Genomic DNA, 25260 nt, shown 5'->3' with positions numbered 1-25260 from the left:
GGAGCAACAGGTATGTCCACCCGCCCCTCGGGTTCGTCCCTCTGGCAATTTATTGCCGACACCATCGGCACCGAGATTCGCACCCGCGCCTATCAACCCGGCGACAGGCTCCCGACCGAACTGGAACTCGCTGAACGATTCGGCGTCAATCGCCACACGGTGCGGCGCGCGGTGGGGAGCTTGCAGGATACCGGGCTGGTCCGCATCGAGCAGGGGCGGGGGACGTTCGTTCAGGAAGATATCGTCGATTACCCGCTCTCGCGCCGCACGCGTTTTTCCGAAATCGTAAAGCGTCAGGCGCGTAACCCCTCGGGCACGCTATTGCGCAAGGCGACGATCCCAGCCGACGATACGATTGCGCATGGGCTCGGACTCCCCGTCGGCGCTCCCGTCGCGCTGATCGAAACACTGGGCATGGTCGACGACATGCCCGTTAGCCTCGCCGCGCACCACTTCCCCCTCGACCGGTTCCCGCACCTGTTCGAGGCGTTCGAGTCCGAGCGCAAGGTAACCCCGATGCTGCAACGGCTTGGGGTGGCCGACTATCTGCGCAAGACCACCCGCATCACCTCGCGCCTCCCGGATAGCTACGAAATGCGCCATTTGCGGCTGGCCCGGAACACACCGGTCCTGTGCCTCGAGGCGGTCAATGTCGACAATGAAGGAAAGCCCATAGAGTTCGGCTACACCCGCTTCTGCTCCTCCCGCGTACAGGTGGTCATCGACACATTGCCGGAGTGAGGCCTCCTGCTCTTGCGCTACCCCCGCCCCACGAACGGCATCTGGTTGGCCATGACGGTCATCGTAAGGACGTTCGCATCGAGCGGCAGGCTGGCCATGTAGAGCACGGCGCGGGCGATGTGGGCGACGTCGATGGTCGGCTCGGGCGCGATGCGGCCGTCGGCCTGCAATACGCCCCCGGACATCGCCGCGGTCATGTCCGAGGCGGCGTTGCCGATATCGATTTGGCCAACCGCAATGTTGAATGCCCGCCCGTCGAGTGAGGAGGCTTTCGTGAGCCCGGTGATCGCGTGCTTGGTTGCCGCATAGGGTGCCGATTGCGGCCGGGGCGTGGTGGCCGAAATCGAGCCATTGTTGATGATGCGCCCGCCCTGTGGGGTTTGTGCCTTGAACTGGCGGAACGCCGCCTGTGTGCAGAAGAAGGCGCCGGAAAGGTTGGCGGCGACCACCTGGTGCCAGGCGCCGGCCGGAATGTCTTCGAGCGGCACCGAAGGCGCGCTCATACCAGCATTGTTGACCAGCAGGTCGAGCCGGCCCCAGCGCGCCACCACCGCCGCGAACCCGCGTCCGACGGCATCGGGATCGCCGATATCGACGCCCTCCGTCATCGTCAACCCGCCCCCCGGATCGATCTCCTGTGCGGCAGCGTCGAGCACTTCCTGCCGCCGCCCGAACAGCGCGACGCGGTAGCCTTCGGTAATCAGGGCACCGGCGATCGCCTTGCCGATCCCGGTGCCGCCGCCGGTGACGATTACGATCCTCTCGCTCATTTGGGTAGCGCTCCGCCGAGTTCGTCTTCGATATGAATGCGGATGATGTCGTCGAACGAAGTCTCGGCCTCAAAGCCCAGTGAAATCGCCCGCGCGGCGTCGAAATCCTTGGCCCAGCCATCGACCATCTCGATGATCATCGGATCGGGTTCGCGCCGGATGAGCGACACCGCCTTGTTGCTTGCAATGCGCCGCAGGGCTTCGATCTGTTCGCCGACGGTCGCCGAAAGCCCCGGCATGTTGAGGTTGCGGCGCGCCCCGAGCGATGCTGTGTCGATCTCGGCGGCCTGACGCAGAAAACGCACGGCTGCGCGCGGGCTGGCGTGCCAGTGGCGCACGCTGTCATCGACCGGTAGCACGGCTTCCCTGCCGGAAAGCGGCTCGCGCAGGATCGAGGAAAAAAAGCCCGAGGCGGCCTTGTTGGGCGCGCCGGGGCGGATGCAGATCGTGGGCAGGCGGATGCCCACGCCATCGAAGAACCCGCACCGCGAATAGTCCGAGAGCAGCAATTCCCCGATTGCCTTCTGCGTGCCGTAGCTCGTGCGTGGCGTTGAAAAGAATTCGTCGCCGATCTTTTCGGGAAATGGCGCGCCGAAAACGGCAATCGAGGAGGTAAAGACGACGCGCGGGCAATAGCGCTCCGCCTTGCCCGCCTGCCGGATGGCCTCGAAAAGGTGCCGCGTGCCGTCGAGATTGATGGCGTAGCCCTTGTCGAAATCGAGCTCCGCTTCCCCTGAAACGATGGCAGCGAGATGGAAGATGACATCTGGCCGGGTTTCGATGAGGCGCGGTGCAACCGAAGCGTCGGCGATGTCGGCGGCGCGCGTGTCGATGACGATGCCCTTGCCATCCGGAGCGTCCGGCGCCGCGACATCGACCAGCGTGATGCGCCCGATCTCGCGGCCGGCCAGCACGCAGTTCTCGAGTAGGCTGGCGGTCAGCTTGCGGCCGACCATGCCCCCCGCACCGATGACAAGGATATTCATTACGCCGTTTCTCCTTCCGGGCTGGCAAAGGCTTTGCGGTCCGTGCTTTGGCGTGCCTTGAGCTCGAACCCGAGATCGATCACGGCCGGGTCCGGCCGCTCGCCCTTTGCTGCCGCTATGACCATTTCGACCGCCCTGTGCCCCATGTCGTAGCGGAACGTGCGGATCGAGGAAATCGAAGGCGTGCTGGCCGCCGCATATTCGATGTCGTTGTAGCCCATGATGCCGAACTGGCCCGGCACGCGGATGTGCCGCCTCTGGCATTCGAACAGCGCCCCGAGCGCCATGTCGTCATTGTTGCAGAACACCGCATCGGCGTCCGGTGCCACCCCGAGGAAATCGGCGAACATCTGGCCGCCCCGCGTGACCGAGGAGGGATGGGGCGTCGTGAAGACGAGGGCGTCGTCATAGAGCCCGGCGTCCTGAAGCACCTGCCGGTAGCCTTCCAAACGCCGCTGCGCACGCGGATCCATGCGTGCGCCGATAAAGCCGATTCGCCTGTAGCCGTTTTCGATGAGGTGCCGCGCCGCCGCCCGTCCCCCCTCGCGGTGATCGAAGCCGATCATCATGTCGATGGGCTCGGGGCCGATATCCATGATCTGCACCACCGGGCAGCCGAGGCTCCTGAGCATTTGCCGCGTCGCTTCGCTCTGGTCGATGCCCGACACGATGAGGCCCGCCGGGCGCTGGGCCGCAAACACGCGGACCAGTTCGTCTTCCTTGCGGCCGGCGTAGCGCGTGTTGCCGAGCTGGACCTGATAGGGGGTACCCTCGATTGCATCGTAGACGCCCCTCAGCACATCCGAGAACACAAGATTGGTGATCGAGGGGATGATGACGCCGATGATCGAGGTGGTTGCCGATGCCAGCGCGCGCGCCGCCTGGTTCGGCGCGTAACCCAGCGCGTCCACGGCCTCCTGCACCCGCGCCCTCACCTTGCCGGACACGATGTCGGGCGTGCGAAGGGCGCGCGAAGCCGTGATAACGCTTACATTTGCCGCCGCAGCAACATCTTTGAGCGTTACAGCTTTAAAAACATTGTTCTTTTTAACCAAGCGTCCCCCCAAGCCGGTTGATGCCGTAAAGCCAGGCGTTGACAATGACATACGCTATCATTTAAGCCGATGTCCAGATCGGATTCCTGTCCCGAGCCCTGCTCGGGTGGCCGGTCGGTCTTTCGGGATTGCGAGGCTTGGAGCTGGCATATCCCCCTGGGGAGGAAATCGAAGGTGCGATACCGGGTGTGCACGCTCTTGGGATCGGGTGGTCATGTCTAGAGTCACGGCTGCCGCGTTCAAGCTCGTCGAGCTTGCCCTTGTCCTGTTGATGGCGGGCATGGCGCTGATGGTCTTCGTCAATGTTGTGCTGCGCTATGGTTTCAACAGCGGCATTACCTGGTCTGAGGAGATGTCGCGCTACTTCTTTGTCTGGCTCACCTTCATCGGCGCCGTCATCACCTTCCACGAAAATTCCCATGTCGGCGTCGAAACGCTGGTCCGCATGTTCGGGCGGCGGGGGCGCGTCATCTGCATGTTGCTCTCCAACGTCATCATCCTGCTCTGCGCGATTGTCTTTTTCCACGGCACCTGGGTGCAGCACCCCATCAACGCCTCCATGAAGGCGGCCGTGATCGATCTGTCGATGATCTGGGTCTATGGCATCGGCTACGTCAGCGGCGGCGGCATTGCGATCATCGCCGCTATCCGGATCCTCCGTATCCTGCTCGGGAAAATCACCGAGGAAGAGATCGCGCGATTTGCCGGCGAATATGCCGACTGGCCTGCGGTCGAGCAGGGAAAGGAGCGCAACTGATGGTCATCGGTGTCTTTCTCGCCGGCCTGTTCGGAACGCTTGCGTTGGGCGTGCCGGTTGCCTTTGCCCTGATGTTCACGGGCATCATCCTCATGAGCTTCATGGGGATGTTCAACACGCAGATCGTCTCCCAGCAGATGATCACCGGCGCCAACACCTTCACCCTGCTTGCCATTCCCTTCTTCCTGCTGGCCGGAGAGTTGATGAATGCCGGCGGGCTCTCCAAGCGAATCGTCGACTTCGCCATTGCCTGCGTCGGGCACGTGCGGGGCGGGCTGGGCATCGTTGCCATCATCGCCGCTGTCATAATGGCCTCGCTCTCGGGTTCGGCCGCCGCCGATTCCGCGGCGCTCGCTGCCATCCTCATCCCGATGATGGCCAAGGCCGGCTATCACGTCCCGCGCGCTGCCGGGCTCATGGCGGCGGGCGGTGTCATCGCCCCGGTCATTCCGCCGTCGATCGCCTTCATCATTTTCGGCGTTGCCGCGAATGTCTCGATCACCGGGCTGTTTCTGGGCGGCATCGTGCCGGGCCTGTTGATGGCCACCTCGCTGGTCGTCATGTGGCTGTTCGTGGCGCGCAAGGAAAAGGTCGAAACCCTGCCCAAGCAGTCGGGCAGGCAAAGGCTCGACGCAACCCTCAAGGCCGGCTGGGCCCTCGTCATGCCCGTCATCATACTGGGCGGCATCCGGTTCGGTGTCTTCACGCCGACCGAGGCGGCCGTGGTGGCCGCGTTCTATGCGCTGTTCGTGGGGATGTTCATCTATCGCGAACTGAAGGTCGCCGATCTTTACGGCGTTCTCCTGCGCGCGGCCAAGATGACCTCGGTGGTGCTGTTCCTCGTCTCGGCGGCCCTGGTGACATCCTGGCTCATCACCAGCGCCAATATCCCCGCGCAACTTGGCACCATTGTTCAGCCGCTTATCGACAATCCCAAGCTGCTGATGGTGGTGATCGTCCTGCTGGTTCTTGTGATCGGCACGGTGCTCGACCTTGCGCCGACCATCCTCATTCTGTCGCCAGTCCTGATGCCGCTCGTGCGCTCGGCAGGAATCGATCCCGTCTATTTCGGCGTGATCTTCGTCATGACCACCTGCATCGGGCTGCTCACGCCGCCCGTGGGGGTCGTTCTCAATGTGGTGAGTGGGGTCGCCCGCGTCCCTATGGGCAAGGTTATCGGTGGGGTGATGCCCTTCCTTCTTGCCCAGGTCGCGGTGTTGATGCTGCTCGTCCTGTTCCCCGAAATCGTCACGGTGCCCCTAGGCTGGATGCGGTGACAGGAACGAAAAGTCCAACGACAACAAAGATATTCAACCCGGAGGAATATAAAATGAAACTCAAGTCAATCTTTGCGGCGGGCCTTGCCGCCTCGCTTGTCGCCAGCATCGCCCTGCCGGCCAGCGCGCAGGTTTCGCAGCGCACGATCCGCGTCTCGAACGGCGTCGCCGAGACCCATCCGGTGGGCAATGGCATCGCGGCCATGCGCGAATGCATCGACGAGAGGACCGGCGGCGCCTGGACGTTCAACGCGTTCTGGAGTTCGGCGCTTGGCGACGATCTTCAGGCCACCCAGGCCCTGCGCTCGGGCACCCAGGAAATGGTCGTAACCTCGTCCTCGCCCATCGTTTCCATCGTCCCCGCACTTGGCGTGTTCGACCTGCCGTTCCTCTTTGCCAACGAGGCGGAAGCGGACGCTATCCTCGATGGTGAATTCGGCGACTATATTTCGGACATGATGCCCGAATACGGCCTCGTCAATCTCGCCTTCTGGGAGAACGGTTTCCGCAATCTCACCAACAGCGTACGCCCCGTCGAAAGCCTCGAGGATTTCCGCGGCATGCGCGTGCGCGTGATGCAGAACAACATCTTCATCGATACCTTCCAGACGCTCGGCACCAATGCCATGCCGATGGCGTTCGGCGAAGTGTTCACCGCGCTCGAGACGCGCGCCATCGATGCCCAGGAAAACCCCTATGTGACCATCGATACCTCCAAGTTCTACGAGGTCCAGGAATACGTGTCGGCCACCCGCCACGCCTACACCCCGTTCATGATCCTGTTCTCGCGGGCCATCTGGGAGACCTATTCGGAAGAGGAGCAGCAGATTCTCCGCGATTGCGCGGTCGTCGGCCGTGACGTGCAGCGTGCCGCAAGCCGGGCGCTGTCCAACGAGTCGCTTGCCCGCATCACCGCCGAGGGTATGCAGGCAAACGAGCTTTCTGCCGAAGCGATGGCCGAAATCCGCGAGGCGGTGCAGGGCGTCTACGAACGCCACGCCGAAACGATCGGCGCCGATGTCGTGGAGCGCATGCAGGCCGCCCTCGCGGAACTGCGCGGGGAGTAATTCCTCTCTGGTCAAACGGGCGGGGACCGGCTTTCCGGCCCCCGCTCCAAATCGAAACGGCCGCGGCCGAGGGTAGCGGGAATGAACGCAACGGGGGTAAGGGGAACAGGGGCTGCCATGACGCCCGCCCGCATGGGCATTCTCGTCATGCTGCTCGGCATGTTCCTTTTTTCGCTCAACGATGCGATGGGCAAATGGTTGGTCGCCACCTATTCGGTGGGGCAGGTGCTGCTCATCCGCTCGGCGGTCGCGCTCGTCATCCTGCTTCCGTTTCTCTGGCAGGCCGGGCTCAAGGACATCGTGCGCGCCGAGCGGCCCATGCTGCAACTGGCGCGCGTCGTATTCTCGACTGCCGAGGTGTTCTGCTTCTACTGGGCCGTTATCTACCTGCCGCTTGCCGATGTGATGACCTATTGGCTCGCCGCGCCGATCTATGTGGCGGCGCTCTCGCCGTTCCTGCTCAAGGAAAAGGTCGGGCCGGTGCGCTGGGCAGCCATCGGGATCGGGTTCGTCGGCGTACTCGTTGCGCTGACGCCGTCCGGCGAGGTGGAGCCCATGGCGATCGTCGTTGCCATCATCGGCACACTGGCCTTTGCGATGATGGTTGTGACTGGCCGCACATTGCGCGGAACACCCGATAAAACGCTCGTCTTTTTCCAGCTCATTGGCGCGCTGCTCGCGGGCATCGTTCTCGCGCCGTTCGGCTGGGTTTCCCCAACCGTTCCGGACTTTTTCCTGCTCGGTATGCTCGGCATCGTGGCGATGGTTGCGCATATCTGTGTAAACCGCGCCGTAAAGCTCGCCGACGCCGCCGTCGTCGCGCCTTTCCAGTATACGTTGCTCCCTTGGGCGATTATCCTCGGCTGGCTGTTTTTCGGGGATTTGCCGCGGCCTCTCATGCTCGTGGGTGCGGCGATCATTGTAACTTCAGGGCTGGTCATTTATCTCCGCGATACCAGGGCTAAACGCGCCGCCACGGCGGCCGCCCCTGCGCGCGGATTTGGAGAAAACACATGAAAAAGCTGCGCTCGCGCGCCTGGTTCGACAATCCTGACAACGTGGACATGACCGCGCTCTACCTCGAGCGCTACATGAATTACGGGTTGACGCGGGAGGAACTGCAATCGGGCAAGCCGATCATCGGCATCGCCCAGACCGGTTCCGATCTCTCGCCCTGCAATCGCCATCACGTGGTGCTGGCCGAGCGGGTGCGCGAAGGCATCCGCGAGGCGGGCGGCATCGCATTCGAATTTCCCGTCCACCCCATCCAGGAAACCGGCAAGCGCCCGACAGCAGGGCTCGACCGCAACCTGGCCTATCTCGGTCTCGTCGAGGTGCTTTACGGCTACCCGCTCGATGGCGTGGTGCTGACCATCGGTTGCGACAAGACCACCCCGGCCATGCTGATGGGCGCAGCGACCGTCAACATCCCCGCCATCGCGCTCTCGGTCGGCCCCATGCTAAACGGCTGGCACAAGGGCCAGCGTACCGGTTCGGGCACGATCATCTGGAAGGCCCGCCAGATGATGGCGGCAGGCGAGATCGGCTATGAGGAGTTCATCGAACTCGTCGCAAGTTCCGCCCCTTCGGTTGGTTACTGCAACACCATGGGCACCGCCACCACCATGAACTCGCTGGCCGAGGCGTTGGGCATGCAGCTTCCTGGCTCGGCGGCCATCCCTGCGCCCTATCGGGATCGCGGGGCCATGGCCTGGCGCACGGGCAAGCGTATCGTCGAGATGGCACTCGAAGACATCAAGCCCTCCGACATCATGACCAAGGACAATTTCCTCAACGCCATCGTCGTCAATTCCGCCATCGGCGGCTCGACCAATGCCCCCGTCCATATAAACGCGATTGCGCGCCATGTGGGCGTGGAGCTTACCATCGAGGATTGGCAGACCCATGGTCTCGAGGTTCCGCTTCTGGTCAACCTGCAGCCGGCCGGCGAATATCTCGGCGAGGATTATTATCGCGCGGGCGGCGTGCCGGCAGTCGTCAACGAATTGATGAAGCACGGGCTGATCCGGGAGAACGCGCCCACAGTCAACGGCAAGACGATTGGTGAGAATTGCCGCGCAACTCCCATCGAGGACACCGACGTCATCAAGCCGTTCGATGCGCCGATGCAGAAAACGGCAGGCTTCCTCGTCCTCAAGGGCAATCTGTTCGATAACGCGATCATGAAGACCTCGGTCATCAGTGAGGAATTCCGCACGCGCTACCTCTGCAACCCGGACGACCCGGAAGCCTTCGAGGGCAGGGCGGTGGTCTTCGACGGGCCCGAGGACTACCACCACCGGATCGACGATCCCGCCCTGGCGATCGACGAGTTCACCTTGCTCTTCATGCGCGGCACCGGCCCCATCGGCTATCCGGGTGCGGCGGAAGTGGTCAACATGCGTCCGCCCGATTACCTCATCAAGAAGGGGGTTCATTCCCTGCCCTGCATCGGCGACGGGCGGCAGTCGGGCACCTCCGGCTCTCCCTCGATCCTCAACGCTTCACCGGAAGCTGCCGCGGGCGGCGGGCTGGCGTTATTGAGGACCGGGGACCGTGTGCGGATCGATTTGCGTGCGGGAACCGCGGACATACTGGTTTCCAGCGAGGAGCTTGCCGCACGGCGGGCCGAACTCGAGGCAAACGGGGGCTATAAATACCCCGATCACCAGACGCCCTGGCAGGAAATCCAGCGTGGTCTTGTCGATCAGCTTGGCAACGGCGCGGTGCTCAAGCCCGCGGTCAACTACCAGCGTATCGCGCAGACCAAGGGGTTGCCGCGCGACAATCACTGAAAGGAACCGCAATGGCCAGCACGCTGTTCGATCTTTCCGGGCGCCGGGCGCTCGTCACCGGCTCGAGCCAGGGGATCGGCTTTGCGCTGGCCGAGGCGCTCGGAGAGCACGGGGCCAAGCTCGTGCTCAACGGGCGTAACGTCGAAAAGCTGGACGGGGCGGTGGCTGCCCTGCGCGAGAAGGGATTCGACGTGGCAGCCGCGGCGTTCGATGTCACAGACCCTCAGGCCATCGAGCGCGCTGTGGCTGAAATCGAGGACGGGCAGGGGCCGATCGACATCCTGGTCAACAATGCCGGGATGCAGTTCCGCGCGCCCCTCGAAGACTTCCCGCATGACCGCTGGGAGGAGCTTTTGCGCACCAATATCTCCTCGGTGTTCTATGTCGCCCAGGCCGTCGCCCGGCACATGATCGCGCGCGGGGCAGGGCGGATCGTCAACATCGCCTCGGTGCAGTCCGAAATGGCGCGCCCCAGCATCGCGCCCTACACCGCCACCAAGGGTGCGGTACGCAATCTCACGCGCGGCATGGCGGCGGATTGGGCCCGCAAGGGCCTGCAGATCAACGCCATCGGGCCGGGCTACTTCAAGACTCCTCTCAACAAGGCGCTGGTCGAAAACCCAGAATTTACCGCCTGGCTCGAAAACCGCACCCCCGCCGGACGCTGGGGCGACGTGAGCGAACTCAAAGGCGCCGTCGTCTTCCTCGCCTCGGACGCGGCGAGCTTCATCAACGGCCACACGCTCTATATCGATGGCGGGTTGACGGTTTCGTTATAGGGCGGCGATGCCTCGACAACGCCGCCCAATTTGATGGCTAAGCCGCCTGCGGCACGCCATTTGGCGTGTCTAGATCCTTCTTGGGCGGCGGGAAGGCTATGGCCATCGCAGCTGCGGCGACACCCACGGCGGCCGAGGCCATGTAGAGCCAGTGATAGCTGCCGAAATTGTCGTACAGCCAGCCGCCGCCCACCGGGCCGAACGCCATGCCGATGGCCGAGACCATCGTCGCCCCGCCGAGAACCGTGCCCATGACATGCGGGCCGAAATAATCGCGCGCCAGGACCGAATAGAGCGGCATGACGCCGCCGTAAGCCAACCCGAGCATGACCGCAAGGCTATAGAACCCGGTCAATTCCGAAACGTAGATATAGAGGTAGATGCCCACGGCCTGCAGCGCGAGGCCGGCCACGATGACCTTCTTGACGCCCAGGCGGTCGGCCGTGATCCCGAAGATCACGCGCCCGAAAAGCCCCGCGAGACCTTCGACGCTATAGATGCTCGCCGCCGCCAGGGCCGGAATGCCGCACAGCATCGCATAGCTTACCGTATGGAAAATCGGACCCGAATGGGCCGCGCAGCAAAGAAAGAACGTGCCGGCGAGGATCGCGAATTGCGGGGTGCGTAGCGCCGCGAAGGGCCGCCTTGGTTGCGGCTTGTGCGGCTCGACATCGACTCCGGTCTGCGGTGTCGCCTCGGCCAGCGCCTGCGGTGCGCGGCGGATCAGCAGCCCTGCCGGAAGGATGAGGATGGTGGCGGCAATGGCCGTCATCATCATCGAATCCCGCCAGCCGAAGGTGCCGATCATGACGGCAGCCAGCGGCGTGATCGTCATGGGCGCAACGCCCGCGCCCACGGATACCAGCGACACCGCAAGGCTCCGGTGCTTGTCGAACCATGTGATCGTCGCAGCCATGATCGGCGCGAAAAACGCGCCGCCCGCCGCGCCGACAAGCCCGCCATAGGCGAGCTGGAACACGAGAAGGTTGTCCGTGCGGCTGGCAAGGAACAGCCCCAGGCCCAGCAGAACCGACGCAACGAGAACGACCGGCCGGGCACCAATCCTGTCGGTCAGCGTCCCCCAGCCGAAGCCCGCTATGCCCATGACGACGAAGCCAACCGTCATCGCGCCGGAAATGCCTGCGCGCGTCCAGCCGGTTTCCTCGGCGATGGGTTGAAGATATACGGGCAGCGCGAACATCGCGCCCATTGCAACGCACGTAATCAGCGCGCCCGCAGCAACGATAACCCAACCATAATGCCTGACCATTTGCCGGTCCCTCCATGCATCCTGTTCCTTTGACGAACGGGCTGCGCGATTTCCGACAGGAGGCCGCAAATTTTCCGCGGCCTGGCGCGGTTATCGATCCGGATAGAATTACGCCTGCGCGCGGGCTTTGAAAAGCAACGAAAAAGGGCGCCCGAGGGCGCCCTTCAGGATCGGGTATTGTGCGTCCTGTGATTACTGGGAAGCGGCTTCCATTGCAGCCTGCGCGGCAGCGTAGAGGGCCGGGCCGTCAACGCCGATGGCTTCCATTTCGGTAAACCACTGGTCGATGGTGACCTGGGCGGCATCCTTCCAGCGCTGGGTTTCGGCTTCGTCGAGCGTGACGATGTTGTTGCCGAGATCCTGGGCGATCTTGAGGCCGATTTCGTCGCCCATATCCATGACGCGACCGAACTCGCGAGCCACTTCGACACCGGAGTTGGCATCGATGATGGCCTTGAGATCGTCAGGCAGATTGTCATAGCTCTGACGGTTCATGACGAAACCAAAGGTCTGGGTGTAAAGCCCATTCTCGCCCGAGAAACCGGTGTGGTTTGTCACCAGTTCGGAAACACGCAGCGAGGGCGTGACTTCCCAGGGGATCGTCGTGCCTTCGATCACGCCGCGGGACAGGCCTTCAGAGACCTGCGGGACGGGCATGCCGACAGGCTCTGCGCCGAGATTGGCAAGCATGTCGGAGATGATGCGCGAACCACCACGGATCTTCATGCCCTGAAGGTCTTCAAGGGATGTGACAGGATCCTTGGTGTGGAACAGACCGGGGCCATGCGTGTGCAGGGCTAGAACCTTGACGCTTGCAAATTCCTCAGCCGAGTTTTCCATGACGTAGTTGTAGAACGCCACGGACGTGTCTTCGCCGTTCGTCAGCATGAACGGAAGCTCGAACACTTCGGACTTGGGGAACAGGCCAGGCGTATAGCCCAGAACGGTCCAGACGATGTCGACCACGCCGTCCTGTGCCTGGCTGAACAGGCTGGCAGGGGCTCCACCGAGCTGCATTGACGGATAAAGCTCGATGTTGATGCGTCCTTCGGATTGCTCCATCACGCGTTCTGCCCAAGGCTCGATCGCATGCTGAGGAATGGTGGCATATGCGGGCAGCATCTGCTGCAGACGCAACGTCACTTCCTGGGCCAGCGCACCGCTGGCTGAAACGATCACGGCCACGGAAGTCGCGGCGATCAGCTTACCTAGTTTCATATTTTCTCTCCCTTTTGCATGCTCACGCATGCGGACCTTGGGTGCAGGACAGAGGTGCCCGGCACCATATTGCGCTCTTAGTAGAGCCACCACACCAGGGCCAACGTGATACCTGGAAAGGCCACGAGGATCATGGTGCGAATGATGTCGCTGGCAACAAACGGCAGCGTGCCCCGGAATGTCTCCGAAAGACGCGTTGTCTTTGCCATCGAATTGATGATGAACAGGTTCATGCCGACGGGTGGCGTTATCAGCCCGACCTCGACGACAATCAGAACGAGAATGCCGAACCAGATCGCAAATTCGTCAGGTGACAGGCCGAAATCGAGAACCATCATCATCGGAAAGACGATCGGCACCGTCAGGAGGATCATCGACAGCGAGTCCATGACACACCCGAGCAGCAGATAGAAAATCAGAACGAAGATCAGGACAAGCCACGGATTGAACCCCTGCGAGCCGACCCAGCTCGCAATGAACTGGGGTAGCTGCGAGACCGCGAGGAACCCGTTCAGTGCGGCTGCCCCAAGAACGATCAGGAATATCATGGCCGTTGAAGCTGCGGTCGCCAACAAGGCTTCGGAAATATTGTTAAGCGAGAGGGAACGCGCGGCAAGCGCGATGATGAACGTTCCGGCGGCGCCGACGGCAGCGGCTTCGGTGGGGGTGAACACACCCGTATAGATGCCGCCGATCACCGCAAGGAACACTGCAAGGACCGGCCATATCCGCGCAAGTTCGATGAACCGCTCACGGTAGGGGACGCGAGCGCGCGTTCCGGCGGCTTCAGGTTTGATGCGGACATAGATCGCGATGACAATCACATAGCCGATGGCGGCAAGGATGCCCGGAATGAAGGCTGCCATAAATAGCTTGGCGATGTTCTGTTCGGTCAGCACCGCAAAGATCACGAGGATCACGGACGGCGGAATGAGGATACCAAGCGTGCCGCCGGCCGCGACCGCGCCCGTCGCCAACGCACCTGAATAGCCATATTTGCGCATTTCGGGTAGCGCCACATGGCCCATGGTGGCCGCGGTGGCGAGTGAGGATCCGCAAATTGCGCCGAACCCGCCGCACGCGCCGACCGCCGCCATGGCTACACCGCCCTTGCGATGGCCCAGCCACGCCGCTGCGGCCTTGAACAGCGCTGCGGACATGCCCGAAATGGTTGCGAACTGGCCCATCAGCAGGAACAGCGGGACAACCGAAAACGAGTAGCTGGCAAACGTGCTGTAGCTGAGGTTCTTGTACTGGGCGAGTAGCGAATTGATGTTGCCGGTAATCAGATAGGTGCCCCCGATCCCGACGCCGAGCATGGCCAGCCCTATGGGCACACGCAGGAAGATGAGGCCGAGCATGACGGGGAAGGCGAGGAGCCCGATGGCGATATTGCTCATAGATGGGCACCCTGGGCGCTGGGTTCATTCTCGCCCCTGATCGCAGCTGATAGGCTTCGACCGAGAACATATACAGAGACAATTGCGAAAACGAGGGCTCCAGCGAAACCTGCCATGTAGCCCCAGCCAAGCGGTATCCGAAGCATGAGCGTGGTTTCGCCATAGGCGAATTTGTCGAGCATGCCGTAATACAGCCGCCAGGCAATGAACGAAGAGGCGGCCAGCATCATGACGTCGGTAATGACAAGAATGACGCGATTGACTGCGTCGCCGAACCTGTCGGTGATCAGAGTGACCAGCGCGTGCGATCGGGTCAGGTGCGCCCAGGGCAAAAAGGCGAAGATGGCGAACCCGACGCCCTTCTCGACCAGTTCATAGTCACCGTAAACGGGTCGGAGCCCGGCCCAGATGAACGCACGGCCGAACACGCTGACCACAACGAGCACCACCAGCCCAAGCAGCGCAATGCCGCCTGCCAGCGCCGTTGCCTTGGCGAGTCCGTAAATAGCGCGCCCTAAGGGCGAACCGTCCTGAAACAACTCTTCCTCCCTGACGACGTCCCTTAGGTCGATCGCCTATGCGAATGGGTCCGGTTTCCTCTCCCGTCCCGGGAGGGGTGGCCCGAACCTGTCGCGAACGGATCATGGGTGCAAATCACATGATCTCATTCGCTTGCGTTTTTTCGTCCTGCCGGTTCCGGCAGGGGTCAGCCCGCAACCTTGCCATGCCGGCCCCCGCTGACAATGGATCGAGGGGACATATCATTGGACTATTCATACATCGGGGCTGCGGCGGTCAAACGCGAATCCTCCGATACTCCCCAGAAACCTGTCATTTCGGCTTTTCCGCCATTTTCTGTTATGCGGCATAACATATCACTTGGAAACGTAATGCAAGCCGATTCTGGCGCTTCGCTCGAAGGGATCATTTTTTTGGTAAAGAGGACTCGGGACCAGTTTGTTGGCCGTACTAGCGGCAAAGCTTTTCGAGCAGGTCGAGGAGCGTGTCGCGCGCTTCCGGCCCCCCGAGTTTCTCGACACAACGGGTTTCGAAAGCATCCTGCAGCCTGCGCGCTTCCTCGAGGAGCCCCGCGCCGGCGGGGGTGAGATAAAGGGCATTGGCCCTGCGATTGCCTGGCACGACCCGCCGCTCGGTCAGGCCCCGGCTGTCGAGCCGATTGATAAGAGTGACGAAATTGGCGCGCTTGATGCCGAGCACTTCCGCGATCTCGGTTTGCTTGCGCCCCGGATTGTTGCCGATGAGGACGAGCACGCTGAATTCGGCCGGACGCAGGTTGAGCGTTTCGAACGTTGAGAGGAACTGCTGGAATATCGCCAGTTGCGCCCGGCGCAGCCGGTAACCGATAATTGAAGTGGTCTCCTCGACCCGCAGAGCGTCGCCGCTTCCCGTCATTTGGTGAACCCCCTCAACGCCTTCACGGCCTAAATAGTCTTGCGGCGGAACTTACAGACATGCACGGTTATGTAAAGCAGCGTACAGAGCGGAACCTTGCCCCATTCCAGACATTATATCGTCGCGTTTTCGCGCTAATTCGCGAAAAGAGGCCATCAGCATGACCAAAGCGGGAGGTTGGGAATGCCTGAATTCGAATATCGTGGATATCGCGTCCGCACGCTCTTCGACAAAACCTGGCAAGTAAAAGTCTGGCCGCCGCTGTTGCCGGCCAAACTGGCCGAACGGATTCGAGCGAGCAGGGCCGAGGGAGAGGACGCATGCCGCCTGCGGGCAACCGCGGTGATCGATAGCGTGGTCCAGCGCAAGGCCAGCGAGGAGAAGCCGGCCGCCCAGCCCGGATAGGCGCCCAGGCCGCGAGGGGCGCTAGTCGCGCGATACCTTGGACCCGGGTGTACCGAAGGCCAGAGGCGCGTCATCCGCAAAAATGTAGGCTCCGCCTTCGATGCGCGCGATCAGGTCCTTGATCCACTCCTTCTTGCACTCCGTTGCGTGCACCCAGAAGCTCAAGAGCGCCTCGACATGGGGAGGCAACGCCCGTTGCCCCGACCATTTGGCGTTTTTCTGCGCGGTGTTCGCTGCATCGTGATGGGTGTCGAGATTGGCGAGCCGTTGGCGCAGGAGCGCGACGACACGCGCCCTGGGTAGGGCCGACATCAGCACGAGGCCGGCGCAGAGCATGTCCGGGCGCATCTCGGGCTCGGTCAGCGCCTTTTCCATTAGCCGCATGAATTCGGCCTCGCCGCTTTCAGTTATCGCGTAATCGGTGCGTGCCGGGGAGCCTTGGCCGATCGGTAGCGCCCGCTCGTTGAGGAGGCCTTCCTTGGTGAGCTGTCGCAGGGCATGGTAGATCGACCCGGTCTTGGTGTTTGCCCATTCGTCGGCGCGCCAAGCCATCAGGTCCTGGCTGATCATATAGCCGTGGGCACGTTCATGCGCGCGGACGAACGCGAGAACCAGCAATCGGGTAGCGGACATGGTTTTGCCAAACCTCCCTGTTTCTTCTGCCTTAGCCCCACGCTTGCTCGATGAATAGCCGATGAACGGCGGAATCAGCATGGGTTCAAAGCCGTTCGAATAGTTCTCCACAAGGAAAGGCGCCGCAGCGCCTCGCACTTTGGGGGTAAAGACGATGACACTGGTTTCCAAGCTCACAATTCCGGCCCTGATCGGCGGCATCATCGCGCTCGCCGCGACCGGGTTGTTCACGCCACAGGTTCATGCTTCGGGCGGCATGAAGGAAGTCGTCGCCCAGATCACCGGTGTCCCCGCCCATTATGTCCTCAACGTCCTCAGCGCCCCCGAGTCCGGCGCCGACCGTGTCGGCACGATTGCCCGCAACGCTTTCGTCTGGGTGGAAAGCTGCACCAATGATGGCGGCTGGTGCCTCGTCGACCGTTCGGGCACGCGCGGCTGGGTCAGCGCCGACTATCTGACGCCCCACGATTTCTGACGATCCTTTTGCCGGTAGCCTCCCGGCTGTTGACTTTCCCGGCGTCGTGTTGTCCTTCGGGGGCCGTTCGTATGCGGGGAATTTTTCATGCAGGCCAATCCCGTCCTGGCGCATTTCAAGCGCGGCAACTGGGTCGAGAACCGCCATCGCGGCGCATTCTGCCTTTGCGATTCCAGGGGCAATATCGCGATTTCCATGGGCGATATCGACCGCCCGATCTTTCCGCGTTCCGCCATCAAGGTCATGCAGGCGCTGCCGATGTTCGAGACGGGCGCGGTGGGCAAATTCGCGCTCGACGATGAAACGCTGAGCCTTGCCTGTGCCTCCCATCATGGCGAACCCGATCATGTCGCCGTAGCCCGCAGGGCACTCGCCGCTGCGGATCTATCGGTCGATGATCTGGAATGCGGCGCCCATCCCCCGTCCAATTCTGCCGCCCGCAAGGCGCTGGAAGAAAAAGGCGAAAAGCCGAGCGCGCTGCACAATAACTGCTCGGGCAAGCACGCCGGAATGCTCTCGGTGGCCCGCGCGCTCGGCATCGACACAAAGGGCTATGTGGAACGTGGGCACGAAGTGCAAAAGCGCGTCCGCGCGGCGGTGGAGACCGTCATCGGCGAGGAATTGACCGAGGACCGCTGCGGCACGGACGGCTGCTCGATCCCCACCTGGGCCTCGCCCCTCAAGAGCTTCGCGCAGGGCTTTGCCCGCATGGCGACCGGCGAGGGTCTGCCGGAAAATATGGCCGGAGCGGCGCAAAAGCTCTTCGATGCGGCAACCGCCCATCCCCACCTCATCGCCGGGACGGACACGTTCGACACCGACGCGATGGCTGCCTTCGATGGACGGTTGATGGTCAAGATCGGGGCCGATGGCGTTTTCTGCGGCGCTGTCCGGAACACCGGCCTGGGCTTCGCGCTCAAATGCGACGATGGAAATCTCCAGGCGGCCACGGTGATGATTGCCGCGATCCTGCAGGGGATCGCCGAGCCCGACGAAAAGGCGCTCGTCGTGCTCAGGCGCTACGCACAAAAGCCGATGAGCAACTGGCGTGGGATCGAAGTCGGGGTGCTGGAAGCAACTGCCGAGGCTTACGTTTCGGCATAACCGCCCGCAGGGCCTAGATAACCGTATTGTCCCGCACCGTGAGCGCCGGGAACCTGCCCGCGTCCGCCGCCAGATCTGTGGTCGCGATATCCCACCAGCGGCTGGCAATCATGGCGTGGGCCTTGCTGTCCGAGATGGTGTTGCCGGTGATGACCGCCGTCCCTGCGCCATCGGCGACGCTGACGGAAACCCCTACCTCGCAGCTTCGCACCAGATTGCCCGTGACCGTGACATCGCGCAGGTAGGGCCCCCATCCCGCGAGGATACCGACCCCAGGAACGTTATCGACGGCATTGCCCGTCACGATGGCGTCGGCTTCCGCGGCAATGCCATAGGGCACCGTGTCCGGGTTGACCGCCGAGGCCGGCGTGATGTTGCGCACGATATTGCCCGTGCAACTCGCCAGTCGGCCATCCTCGTTGAAATTGGTCATGGAGATGCCGGCTGCGGCGTTGTCCACGATATTGTTGGCGATGACCGAGCCCGAAAAGGTGAACTCGGAAAAGATCGCGACTTCCCCGCTGTTGAGGCAGGTATTGCCCCGCACCTGGGTATTGTTGGTCGAATTGAGCCGGACGGCCGAAAAGGCGCAATCGGCAATGGAGTTGTCGGCCACGATCACGCCGTCGGCGCGGAAGACGTTGATTCCGTTCCCGTTCTGCCCGTTACCGCCATTGGTCCAGTCGATGGCCCAGATGCGGTTTCCGGTGACGATGGAGCCGTCATGCCCGTTTTCCCCGCGCCAGATGCGGATGCCGCCGTTGTCGCAATCGTGGATGCGGTTGGCATGGATGGCAATGCCGTCGCCGTCGTAGACGAAAAGGCCCGTCAGCGCGCTCCCCGATATATCGCACCCCTCGATCCGCCCCGATCCGTTGAGAAGCGAAACGCCGTTGAGCCGGGTGTTGAAGATCGTGCAGTCGCGTAGCGTTACGGCCTTGGCGTTGGCGATATGAACCAACCCCCCATGCCACATCGCGCCATCCGCGCCGTTGCCGTCGACCGAAAGCCCGTCGACGATGAGATGCTCGACACCATCAGCAAGAAGGACCGGTCCGTCACCAGCCTGGACAAGCATCGTTCGGCCGGGGGCGCCGCTGAGCGCAAGGCCCGAGGGCAGGCGGAGCGTGCCGGTGCGATACCGCCCGGCGGGCAGCACCAGCCGTCCCGCCCGCGCCGCCGAAGCATCGATCGCTGCCTGTAGGGCGCGCGTCTGGTCGTGGCCCGCATCAGGGGAAAGGGCTGCAAGCCAATCTTCCTGTGCGCTCTGGGCGAGCGCCGACGACATGGCCATGCTGCTGCCCAGCCCGCCAAGCGAGAGCGATGCGATAAAGCGGCGGCGGTCGTGGATCATCGTCCAGCTCCCTTGTTTGTGCGCCAGTCTATGGATTTGCCCGCTCCGCGCCAGCGAAGTCGGCCAGCGTGGTAAACCCGGCGAGCTTGCGGCAAGGGCGCCGCCGCCGCTATAGAATGTCAAAGATGCTGACTCGGACGAGAAAGGTCCCCGATGCTTGTCGATGACGCGGTGTATCTGGGCACCAGCAACCGCCCGGAATATCTGACCCTCAGTTTCGGCAACCGCCACGGGCTGATCACGGGGGCGACGGGGACCGGCAAGACGGTGACCATGCAGATATTGGCGGAAGGCTTTTCGCGCGCCGGCGTGCCGGTGTTCTGCGCGGACATCAAGGGCGACGTCGCCGGCGTTGCGGCTCCGGGCGAGCCCAAGGACTTTCTCGCCGCCCGCGCGGAAACGATCGGGCTCACCGATTACGCCTTTGAAGGATACCCGACAGTTTTCTGGGACCTGTTCGGACGCCAAGGCCATCCGGTCCGAACGACGATTTCCGAAATGGGCCCGCTGCTCCTCTCGCGCATTCTCGAACTCAACGCGACCCAGGAGGGCGTCCTCAACGCTGCCTTCAAATATGCCGACGACGAGGGCCTGTTGCTCCTCGACCTCAAGGATCTGCGCGCGCTCCTGACGCATCTGGCCGAAAATCGCGCCAATCTTTCTGCGCGCTACGGCAATATCACGACCGCCACGATTGGCGCGATCCAGCGTGCCCTGCTGGTCATCGAGCAGCAGGGCGGCGAGGGTTTTTTCGGCGAACGGGCACTCGAGATTTCCGATCTCATGCGGCGCGATGCGCAAGGGCGGGGATACATCTCGATCCTCGCGGCCGACGAACTCATGCGCGCACCGCGCCTCTACGCCATTTTCCTGCTCTGGATGCTGTCCGAACTGTTCGAGCAACTGCCCGAGGTCGGCAACCCCGACAAGCCGACGCTTGTCTTCTTTTTCGAGGAAGCCCATCTCCTCTTCAACGAGGCGCCCAAGGTGCTCATTGAAAAGATCGAGCAGGTCGTCAAGCTCGTGCGCTCCAAGGGCGTCGGAGTCTATTTCGTCACCCAGAACCCGATGGACGTGCCAGAGGCCGTGCTGGCCCAACTCGGCAACCGTGTCCAGCATGCCTTGCGTGCGTATACTCCGAGGGAACAGCGCGCAGTCCGTGCCGCGGCCGACAGCTTCCGGCCCAACCCCGAATTTTCGACCGCCGAGGTCATCACCCAGCTCGGCACGGGCGAGGCCTTGGTCTCGGTGCTCGAGGAAAAGGGCGCGCCCTCGATGGTAGGCCGCACGCTCATCCGCCCGCCATCCTCGCGCATGGGGCCGCTGACGCCCGATGAGCGGACGAGGGTAATTGCAACGAGCCCCGTCGCGGGCAAGTACGACACGGTCTATGATCGGGAGTCGGCCTATGAAGTGCTCGAGCGCCGCGCGCACGATGCCTTGCGGGAAGCCGCTCTCGCCGCGCGCGAAGCCGAGCTCCGCAAGCGCGAGGATGCGTTGAGCAGGGCGCAGACTGGCGGAGCCGCCGCGCCGCGGCGGTCGTCCTCGCGTCAAACCCCGCTCGAAGCTGCGGGCATGACCGTGGTGCGCACCTTCGCCCGGCAGGTCGGCAATTCCCTCGTGCGCGGCATCCTCGGAAGCCTCACCAAGGGGAGATGAGGGCAGCCATGAGCAGGTTTTCGACAGTTGCCGTTTTTGCCGATTGCGGCGTCACCCAACACCAGGCGCAATATCGGCAGGTCGGCGAGTCGGTGGCGCGCAAGAAGGCGCACCTTGTCTGTATCGCCTGCAATGGCGAGTGGCCGCGCGCGCTCGTCGATAGCGCGCTCGCTCACGGGGGCACGGTGACGGTCTGCTCCTCGGGCGGCAAGACGCTCGACGTGCCCCGGGGCGTGACGGTGGAAATGGCGGACGACGTTCGCGCTGCGGGCGCCCGCGCTGCGCTGCTCGGTCAGGCGCTGGTCGCACTGCCCGGAGGGCTCGGTGCCGTCTCCGCGCTCTATAGTGCCTGGGTCGATACCGGGGGCACGGAGGCCGGCAAGCCGGTGGGCCTCCTCAACCAGCAAGGCGCGTTCGAGGTCGTGCGTGGCTTTATTACCGACATAGCCTCTGTCGGGCTCGGGGGCGTCGATCATCTCGTCCAGGTTTCGGACAGCTTCGAGGACCTCTGGACGCGACTCGCCCGCATATTGGAATAGGGCGCTAAACTCGTTCCTCGTTATCCCGCCGCGCCTTGTGAGCGAGGAAGGAGACGACGTTGGCGCCGTCGATACGCCGCTCGACGGGGATGGGGCGCGTGTCGTCCATCACGATGCGTTCCCGCCGCTCGGGGCCGGCGTAGACCGGGCCGCAGGAGATGTGGTCGCGCGGGACCGATTTGAGCCGTGCCTTGATCCGCTCCTCGAGGTAAAGCGGGCTCATCGGCTTCACGATGACCTCGTCGATCCCCGACTGGACGCACCGCTGGCGCATGGCGAGATCCACGTCCTTGCTCAGCGCGATGATCTGGACATGGCGTGAGATCACGAGCGCGTCCGAGCGGAGAGCGATGGCGATATCCGCGGCGGTACCGCTTTCAAGCGTGTAGTCGGAAACGAGGATCGCCACCGGCGCGATGCGCATATAGGCCGAAAGCGAGCGGCTGTCGCGGAATTCCCGCACGCGCCAATTGCGCCCCCGCCGCAGCGTCGCCCCGAGAATCGAGGCCAGCGCAGGGCTGGTCGAAAGAACCGTAATGGTGGGCGCGGGCATATCCAATCCGCTTCCATCTCCGCTGAGTCGGTTTGCTTAACAAAACCTTACCTAACACGGCGTCGGCGCGATAGGAGCGAAGGGGCGGAATTAACGTTAAATCGTAAGCGCCCCGCCTGTGGACAAGCGGGGCGCCAAAACGGAACAGGCCGGAATTTTTTAGGAAGCGGCCTCGTAAAGCTCTTCCACATATTCCCAGTTCACGAGATTGTCGAAGAAGGCTTCGAGATATTTGGGCCGCGCGTTGCGGTAGTCGATATAATAGGAGTGCTCCCACACATCGACGCCGAGCAGCGGCACGCCGCCATGGACCAGCGGGCTTTCCCCGTTCGGGGTCTTGGTGACTTCGAGCTTGCCGTCCTTGAGCGTGAGCCACGCCCAGCCCGAGCCGAACTGGCCGGCGCCGGCGGCAAGGAAGTCCTCGCGGAACTTGTCATAGCCGCCCAGATCGGAATCGACCGCCTTGGCCAGCTTGCCGGGCAGGGACTTGCCGCCGCCATTGGGCTTCATCCACTTCCAGAAGTGGATGTGGTTGTAATGCTGGCCGGCATTGTTGAAGAGCCCCTGGTTCTTGCCATAGCTCTCCTTGACGATCTCCTCGAGCGACTTGCCCTCGAGCCCGGACCCTTCGAGCAGCTTGTTGCCGTTGGTCACATAGGCCTGGTGGTGCTTGTCGTGGTGAAACTCCAGCGTTTCGGCGGACATGTAAGGGCCGAGCGCGTCATAGGCATATGGCAGGTCGGGAAGGGAAAAGCTCATTGTAAGGCCTCCTTGTTGATCGTTTCTCTGGTGGCAGGTAATCGCAAAATCGAAATTTACCAAGCGAGTTCTTTTTATATAGCGTGGGCAAATTCGCGACGCAACGTTGGGGGCCGAAAACTTATGCTAATCCGGCGCACTTGAGCGCAAAGGCGTAGGTGATCGCGGTTTCCTTGATCCGTTCAAAACGTCCCGAAGCCCCGCCATGGCCAGCTCCCATGTTGGTCCTGAGGTACAACGGCCTTGAGTCCGTCTTGGTTGCGCGCAGTCTGGCAACCCATTTTGCCGGCTCCCAATAGGTGACGCGCGGATCGGTGAGGCCCGCAAGGGCAAGGATCGGCGGATAGTCCTTCGCTTCGATATTGTCGTATGGCGAATAGGAGGCGATGCGCTTGTAGGCCTCCTCCGACTCGATGGGATTGCCCCATTCGGGCCATTCGGGCGGGGTGAGGGGCAGCGTGTCGTCGAGCATGGTGTTGAGCACGTCGACGAACGGAACGATGGCCATGACGCCGCCCCAGAGGTCGGGCCGCATGTTGGCGACCGCACCCATCAGCATCCCGCCCGCGGAACCGCCCTCGGCGACGATCCTGCCTTTCGATGAATACCCCTCGGCAACGAGCATTTCCGCCGCGGCGATGAAGTCGGTGAAGGTATTTGTCTTGTGCTCGGCGCGCCCGTGCTTGTACCAGCGATAGCCCTTATCCATGCCGCCACGGATATGCGCTATGGCGTAAACGAAACCCCGGTCGACCAGCGACAGGTTCGAAACCGAAAACCCTGCCGGGATCGCGTGACCGTACGAGCCGTAGCCATAGAGCAGGGCAGGGGTGGAGCCATCGCGTTTCAGCCCCTTGCGATAGAGCAGCGTCACCGGCACCTCTTCGCCGTCGGCCGCCTTGGCGAACAGCCGCCGCGTTTCATAAAGCGCGGGATCGTGCCCGGACGGCACCTGCTGCTGCTTGCGCAAGACCCGAGTCCCCGTCGCAAGATCCATGTCGAAGACTTGCGCGGGCGTGGTGGGCGAGGAATAGGAAAAGCGGATGGTCGTCGTCTCGAACTCGTATCCGCCGACCAGTCCCAGAGAATAGGCCTCCTCGGGGAAGGCAATCGTTTCTTCCTTGTGCGTGTCGAGGTCGCGCACGACGATGCGCGGCAGCCCGTCCTTGCGTTCGAGCCGGATCAAATGACCGGCCAGCAATTCGATATCGAGGATCAGCGTACCGGACTCGTGAGGGACGAGATCGACCCAGTTCTTTTCTCCCGGATCGGAGAGGGGCGCGGTGACGATCTTGAAATCCTCGGCCTCGTTGTCGTTGGTGAGGATGTAGAGCGTGCCGTTGCGCTCCTCGACCGAATATTCGGTGTTCTCGTGGCGCGGCTCGATGCAAACCGGCGCGCCACCCTTGTCCGCATCGATCAGCCAGACTTCCGATGTCTGGTGGTCATGGGCGGAAATCGTGATGAAGCGGCGCGATTGCGTTTGCCCCACCCCGACGAAAAAGCCCGGGTCCTGTTCCTCATAGACGATTTCGTCCTCAGCCTGCGCGGTGCCCAGCACGTGCCGCCGCACCCGGAACGGGCGATGGTTCTCGTCGAGTTCGACATAAAAGAACGATTTTGAATCGTTCATCCACGTCGCTCCGCTTCCCGCCTTCTCGATGCGCTCCTCGCGGTCGTTGCCGGTCTCGGTGTCGCGGATATGGATGGTGTAATATTCCGATCCGTTCCGGTCCGCTGCCCAGGCGATCATCGTGTGGCACGGGGAATGTTCCGCCCCGCCGAAGCCGAAATAGCCCTCGCCTGCCTCGGCATTGCAATCGAGCAGAACCGCCTCCGCGCCGCCATCGCGCGCGGTCCGGCAGATCAAGGCATACTGGTCGCCCTCGCGGGTGCGGGTGTAATAGGCAAACGGCCCATCCGGCGCGGGCACCGAGGAGTCGTCCTCTTTGATCCGCCCACGGATTTCCTTGTAGATCGCCTCCTGCAGCGCCTTGGTCGGCTCGCCGAACTGGCTTTCGTACCAGCCGTTCTCCGCCTCGAGATAATCCCGAATGTCCTGCGGCAACACCGAAGGATCGGCCATCACCTCCCGCCAGTTATCGGCCCTGAGCCAATGGTAAGAGTCGTCGCGCGTGATCCCGTGGCGGGTGTCGGAATGCTGGCGCTTGGAGGCGACGGGCGGGGTGGGGGTGGTCATGGGCTAAGCTCGGAAATGGAGGGGCAATAGATTGACATATACACGGCATAT

At 62.7% G+C, this 25260-nt stretch carries 25 protein-coding genes; 12 read left to right on the top strand and 13 right to left on the bottom strand.

The window, feature by feature from the left end; all coding sequences use genetic code 11:
• Positions 1-12 precede the first annotated feature (12 nt).
• A complete protein-coding gene (phnF, locus tag I2G20_RS08795; RefSeq protein ID WP_196259309.1) occupies positions 13-741 on the top strand; it encodes a phosphonate metabolism transcriptional regulator PhnF in 729 nt (242 codons plus the stop codon).
• 17 nt (positions 742-758) lie between these two features.
• Here phnF and I2G20_RS08790 read toward each other — a convergent pair whose 3' ends face one another.
• From I2G20_RS08790 to gntR, 3 genes are read right to left on the bottom strand one after another with little or no spacing between them, the layout of a single operon-like run.
• The gene (locus tag I2G20_RS08790) at positions 759-1511 is read right to left on the bottom strand and encodes an SDR family oxidoreductase (protein ID WP_196259308.1); all 753 of its coding nucleotides are present in this window, start codon (positions 1509-1511) and stop codon (positions 759-761) included.
• Positions 1508-2497: a D-erythronate dehydrogenase gene (gene denD, locus I2G20_RS08785; RefSeq protein WP_196259307.1), complete on the bottom strand. Its 990-nt coding sequence runs from the start codon at positions 2495-2497 to the stop codon at positions 1508-1510. Before denD ends, I2G20_RS08790 begins: the two co-directional genes overlap by 4 nt.
• Entirely contained in the window at positions 2497-3552 is a 1056-nt protein-coding gene (gntR, locus tag I2G20_RS08780) for an HTH-type transcriptional regulator GntR (protein ID WP_246472944.1), read from the bottom strand. Before gntR ends, denD begins: the two co-directional genes overlap by 1 nt.
• Before the next feature lie 214 nt (positions 3553-3766).
• Between gntR and I2G20_RS08775 the strand changes: the two genes are divergently transcribed.
• The 6 genes from I2G20_RS08775 (at position 3767) to I2G20_RS08750 (ending at position 10227) form a co-directional block, all read left to right on the top strand.
• Positions 3767-4309: a TRAP transporter small permease gene (locus I2G20_RS08775; protein WP_196259305.1), complete on the top strand. Its 543-nt coding sequence runs from the start codon at positions 3767-3769 to the stop codon at positions 4307-4309.
• A complete protein-coding gene (locus I2G20_RS08770; RefSeq protein ID WP_196259304.1) occupies positions 4309-5586 on the top strand; it encodes a TRAP transporter large permease in 1278 nt (425 codons plus the stop codon). The genes I2G20_RS08775 and I2G20_RS08770 overlap by 1 nt, the downstream gene beginning before the upstream one ends.
• Before the next feature lie 53 nt (positions 5587-5639).
• Entirely contained in the window at positions 5640-6653 is a 1014-nt protein-coding gene (locus I2G20_RS08765) for a TRAP transporter substrate-binding protein (protein WP_196259303.1), read from the top strand.
• 117 nt (positions 6654-6770) lie between these two features.
• Positions 6771-7670 (top strand): DMT family transporter, encoded by a 900-nt coding sequence (locus tag I2G20_RS08760; protein WP_246472943.1) that lies wholly within the window; start codon positions 6771-6773, stop codon positions 7668-7670.
• A complete protein-coding gene (locus I2G20_RS08755; RefSeq protein WP_196259302.1) occupies positions 7667-9448 on the top strand; it encodes an IlvD/Edd family dehydratase in 1782 nt (593 codons plus the stop codon). Before I2G20_RS08760 ends, I2G20_RS08755 begins: the two co-directional genes overlap by 4 nt.
• 11 nt (positions 9449-9459) lie before the next feature.
• Positions 9460-10227, top strand: a complete 768-nt coding sequence (locus tag I2G20_RS08750; RefSeq protein ID WP_196259301.1) for an SDR family oxidoreductase — start codon at positions 9460-9462, stop codon at positions 10225-10227.
• 37 nt (positions 10228-10264) lie between these two features.
• Here I2G20_RS08750 and I2G20_RS08745 read toward each other — a convergent pair whose 3' ends face one another.
• The 5 genes from I2G20_RS08745 to I2G20_RS08725 all read right to left on the bottom strand — a co-directional run bounded on the left by I2G20_RS08745 (position 10265) and on the right by I2G20_RS08725 (position 15528).
• On the bottom strand, positions 10265-11497 hold the full coding sequence (locus I2G20_RS08745; RefSeq protein ID WP_196259300.1) for an MFS transporter: 1233 nt from the start codon (positions 11495-11497) through the stop codon (positions 10265-10267).
• Positions 11498-11689: 192 nt separating this feature from the next.
• Positions 11690-12715 (bottom strand): TRAP transporter substrate-binding protein, encoded by a 1026-nt coding sequence (locus I2G20_RS08740; RefSeq protein ID WP_196259299.1) that lies wholly within the window; start codon positions 12713-12715, stop codon positions 11690-11692.
• Between the two features lie 77 nt (positions 12716-12792).
• Entirely contained in the window at positions 12793-14115 is a 1323-nt protein-coding gene (locus tag I2G20_RS08735) for a TRAP transporter large permease (RefSeq protein ID WP_196259298.1), read from the bottom strand.
• On the bottom strand, positions 14112-14654 hold the full coding sequence (locus I2G20_RS08730; RefSeq protein WP_196259297.1) for a TRAP transporter small permease: 543 nt from the start codon (positions 14652-14654) through the stop codon (positions 14112-14114). The genes I2G20_RS08735 and I2G20_RS08730 overlap by 4 nt, the downstream gene beginning before the upstream one ends.
• A 430-nt stretch (positions 14655-15084) precedes the next feature.
• The gene (locus I2G20_RS08725; RefSeq protein ID WP_196259296.1) at positions 15085-15528 is read right to left on the bottom strand and encodes a MarR family winged helix-turn-helix transcriptional regulator; all 444 of its coding nucleotides are present in this window, start codon (positions 15526-15528) and stop codon (positions 15085-15087) included.
• 183 nt (positions 15529-15711) lie between these two features.
• On the opposite strand from I2G20_RS08725, the gene I2G20_RS08720 reads away from it, so the two are divergent.
• Positions 15712-15933, top strand: coding sequence for a hypothetical protein (locus I2G20_RS08720; RefSeq protein WP_196259295.1), 222 nt, complete (start codon positions 15712-15714; stop codon positions 15931-15933).
• Between the two features lie 21 nt (positions 15934-15954).
• Here the strand turns inward: I2G20_RS08720 and I2G20_RS08715 are convergent, their stop codons facing one another.
• The gene (locus I2G20_RS08715; RefSeq protein WP_207747577.1) at positions 15955-16737 is read right to left on the bottom strand and encodes a PadR family transcriptional regulator; all 783 of its coding nucleotides are present in this window, start codon (positions 16735-16737) and stop codon (positions 15955-15957) included.
• Here I2G20_RS08715 and I2G20_RS08710 point away from each other — a divergent pair.
• Together I2G20_RS08710 and I2G20_RS08705 are read left to right on the top strand one after the other, a co-directional pair.
• Positions 16721-17041: an SH3 domain-containing protein gene (locus I2G20_RS08710; protein ID WP_196259294.1), complete on the top strand. Its 321-nt coding sequence runs from the start codon at positions 16721-16723 to the stop codon at positions 17039-17041. The two genes, I2G20_RS08715 and I2G20_RS08710, sit on opposite strands and share 17 nt — an antisense overlap.
• Positions 17042-17128: 87 nt before the next feature.
• Positions 17129-18145 (top strand): asparaginase, encoded by a 1017-nt coding sequence (locus I2G20_RS08705; RefSeq protein ID WP_196259293.1) that lies wholly within the window; start codon positions 17129-17131, stop codon positions 18143-18145.
• A 13-nt stretch (positions 18146-18158) separates the two neighbouring features.
• On the opposite strand, the gene I2G20_RS08700 is transcribed toward I2G20_RS08705, so the two are convergent.
• Positions 18159-19499 (bottom strand): TIGR03808 family TAT-translocated repetitive protein, encoded by a 1341-nt coding sequence (locus I2G20_RS08700; RefSeq protein WP_196259292.1) that lies wholly within the window; start codon positions 19497-19499, stop codon positions 18159-18161.
• A 153-nt stretch (positions 19500-19652) separates the two neighbouring features.
• On the opposite strand from I2G20_RS08700, the gene I2G20_RS08695 reads away from it, so the two are divergent.
• Together I2G20_RS08695 and I2G20_RS08690 are read left to right on the top strand one after the other, a co-directional pair.
• Positions 19653-21158 carry a helicase HerA-like domain-containing protein gene (locus I2G20_RS08695; protein ID WP_196259291.1) on the top strand — a complete coding sequence of 502 codons (1506 nt, stop codon included), beginning with the start codon at positions 19653-19655 and terminating at the stop codon, positions 21156-21158.
• Positions 21159-21166: 8 nt separating this feature from the next.
• On the top strand, positions 21167-21697 hold the full coding sequence (locus I2G20_RS08690; protein ID WP_196259290.1) for a hypothetical protein: 531 nt from the start codon (positions 21167-21169) through the stop codon (positions 21695-21697).
• Between the two features lie 4 nt (positions 21698-21701).
• Here the strand turns inward: I2G20_RS08690 and I2G20_RS08685 are convergent, their stop codons facing one another.
• From I2G20_RS08685 to I2G20_RS08675, 3 genes are all read right to left on the bottom strand, one after another.
• On the bottom strand, positions 21702-22250 hold the full coding sequence (locus I2G20_RS08685) for a response regulator (RefSeq protein ID WP_196259289.1): 549 nt from the start codon (positions 22248-22250) through the stop codon (positions 21702-21704).
• Between the two features lie 159 nt (positions 22251-22409).
• Positions 22410-23009, bottom strand: coding sequence for a superoxide dismutase (locus I2G20_RS08680; protein WP_196259288.1), 600 nt, complete (start codon positions 23007-23009; stop codon positions 22410-22412).
• Between the two features lie 121 nt (positions 23010-23130).
• Positions 23131-25209 (bottom strand): S9 family peptidase, encoded by a 2079-nt coding sequence (locus I2G20_RS08675; protein ID WP_196259287.1) that lies wholly within the window; start codon positions 25207-25209, stop codon positions 23131-23133.
• Positions 25210-25260: the final 51 nt, after the last annotated feature.

Source organism: Pelagibacterium limicola (assembly GCF_015694405.1).
GTDB classification, from domain to species: domain Bacteria; phylum Pseudomonadota; class Alphaproteobacteria; order Rhizobiales; family Devosiaceae; genus Pelagibacterium; species Pelagibacterium limicola.
This window is presented reverse-complemented; position numbering and strand designations above follow the sequence as displayed.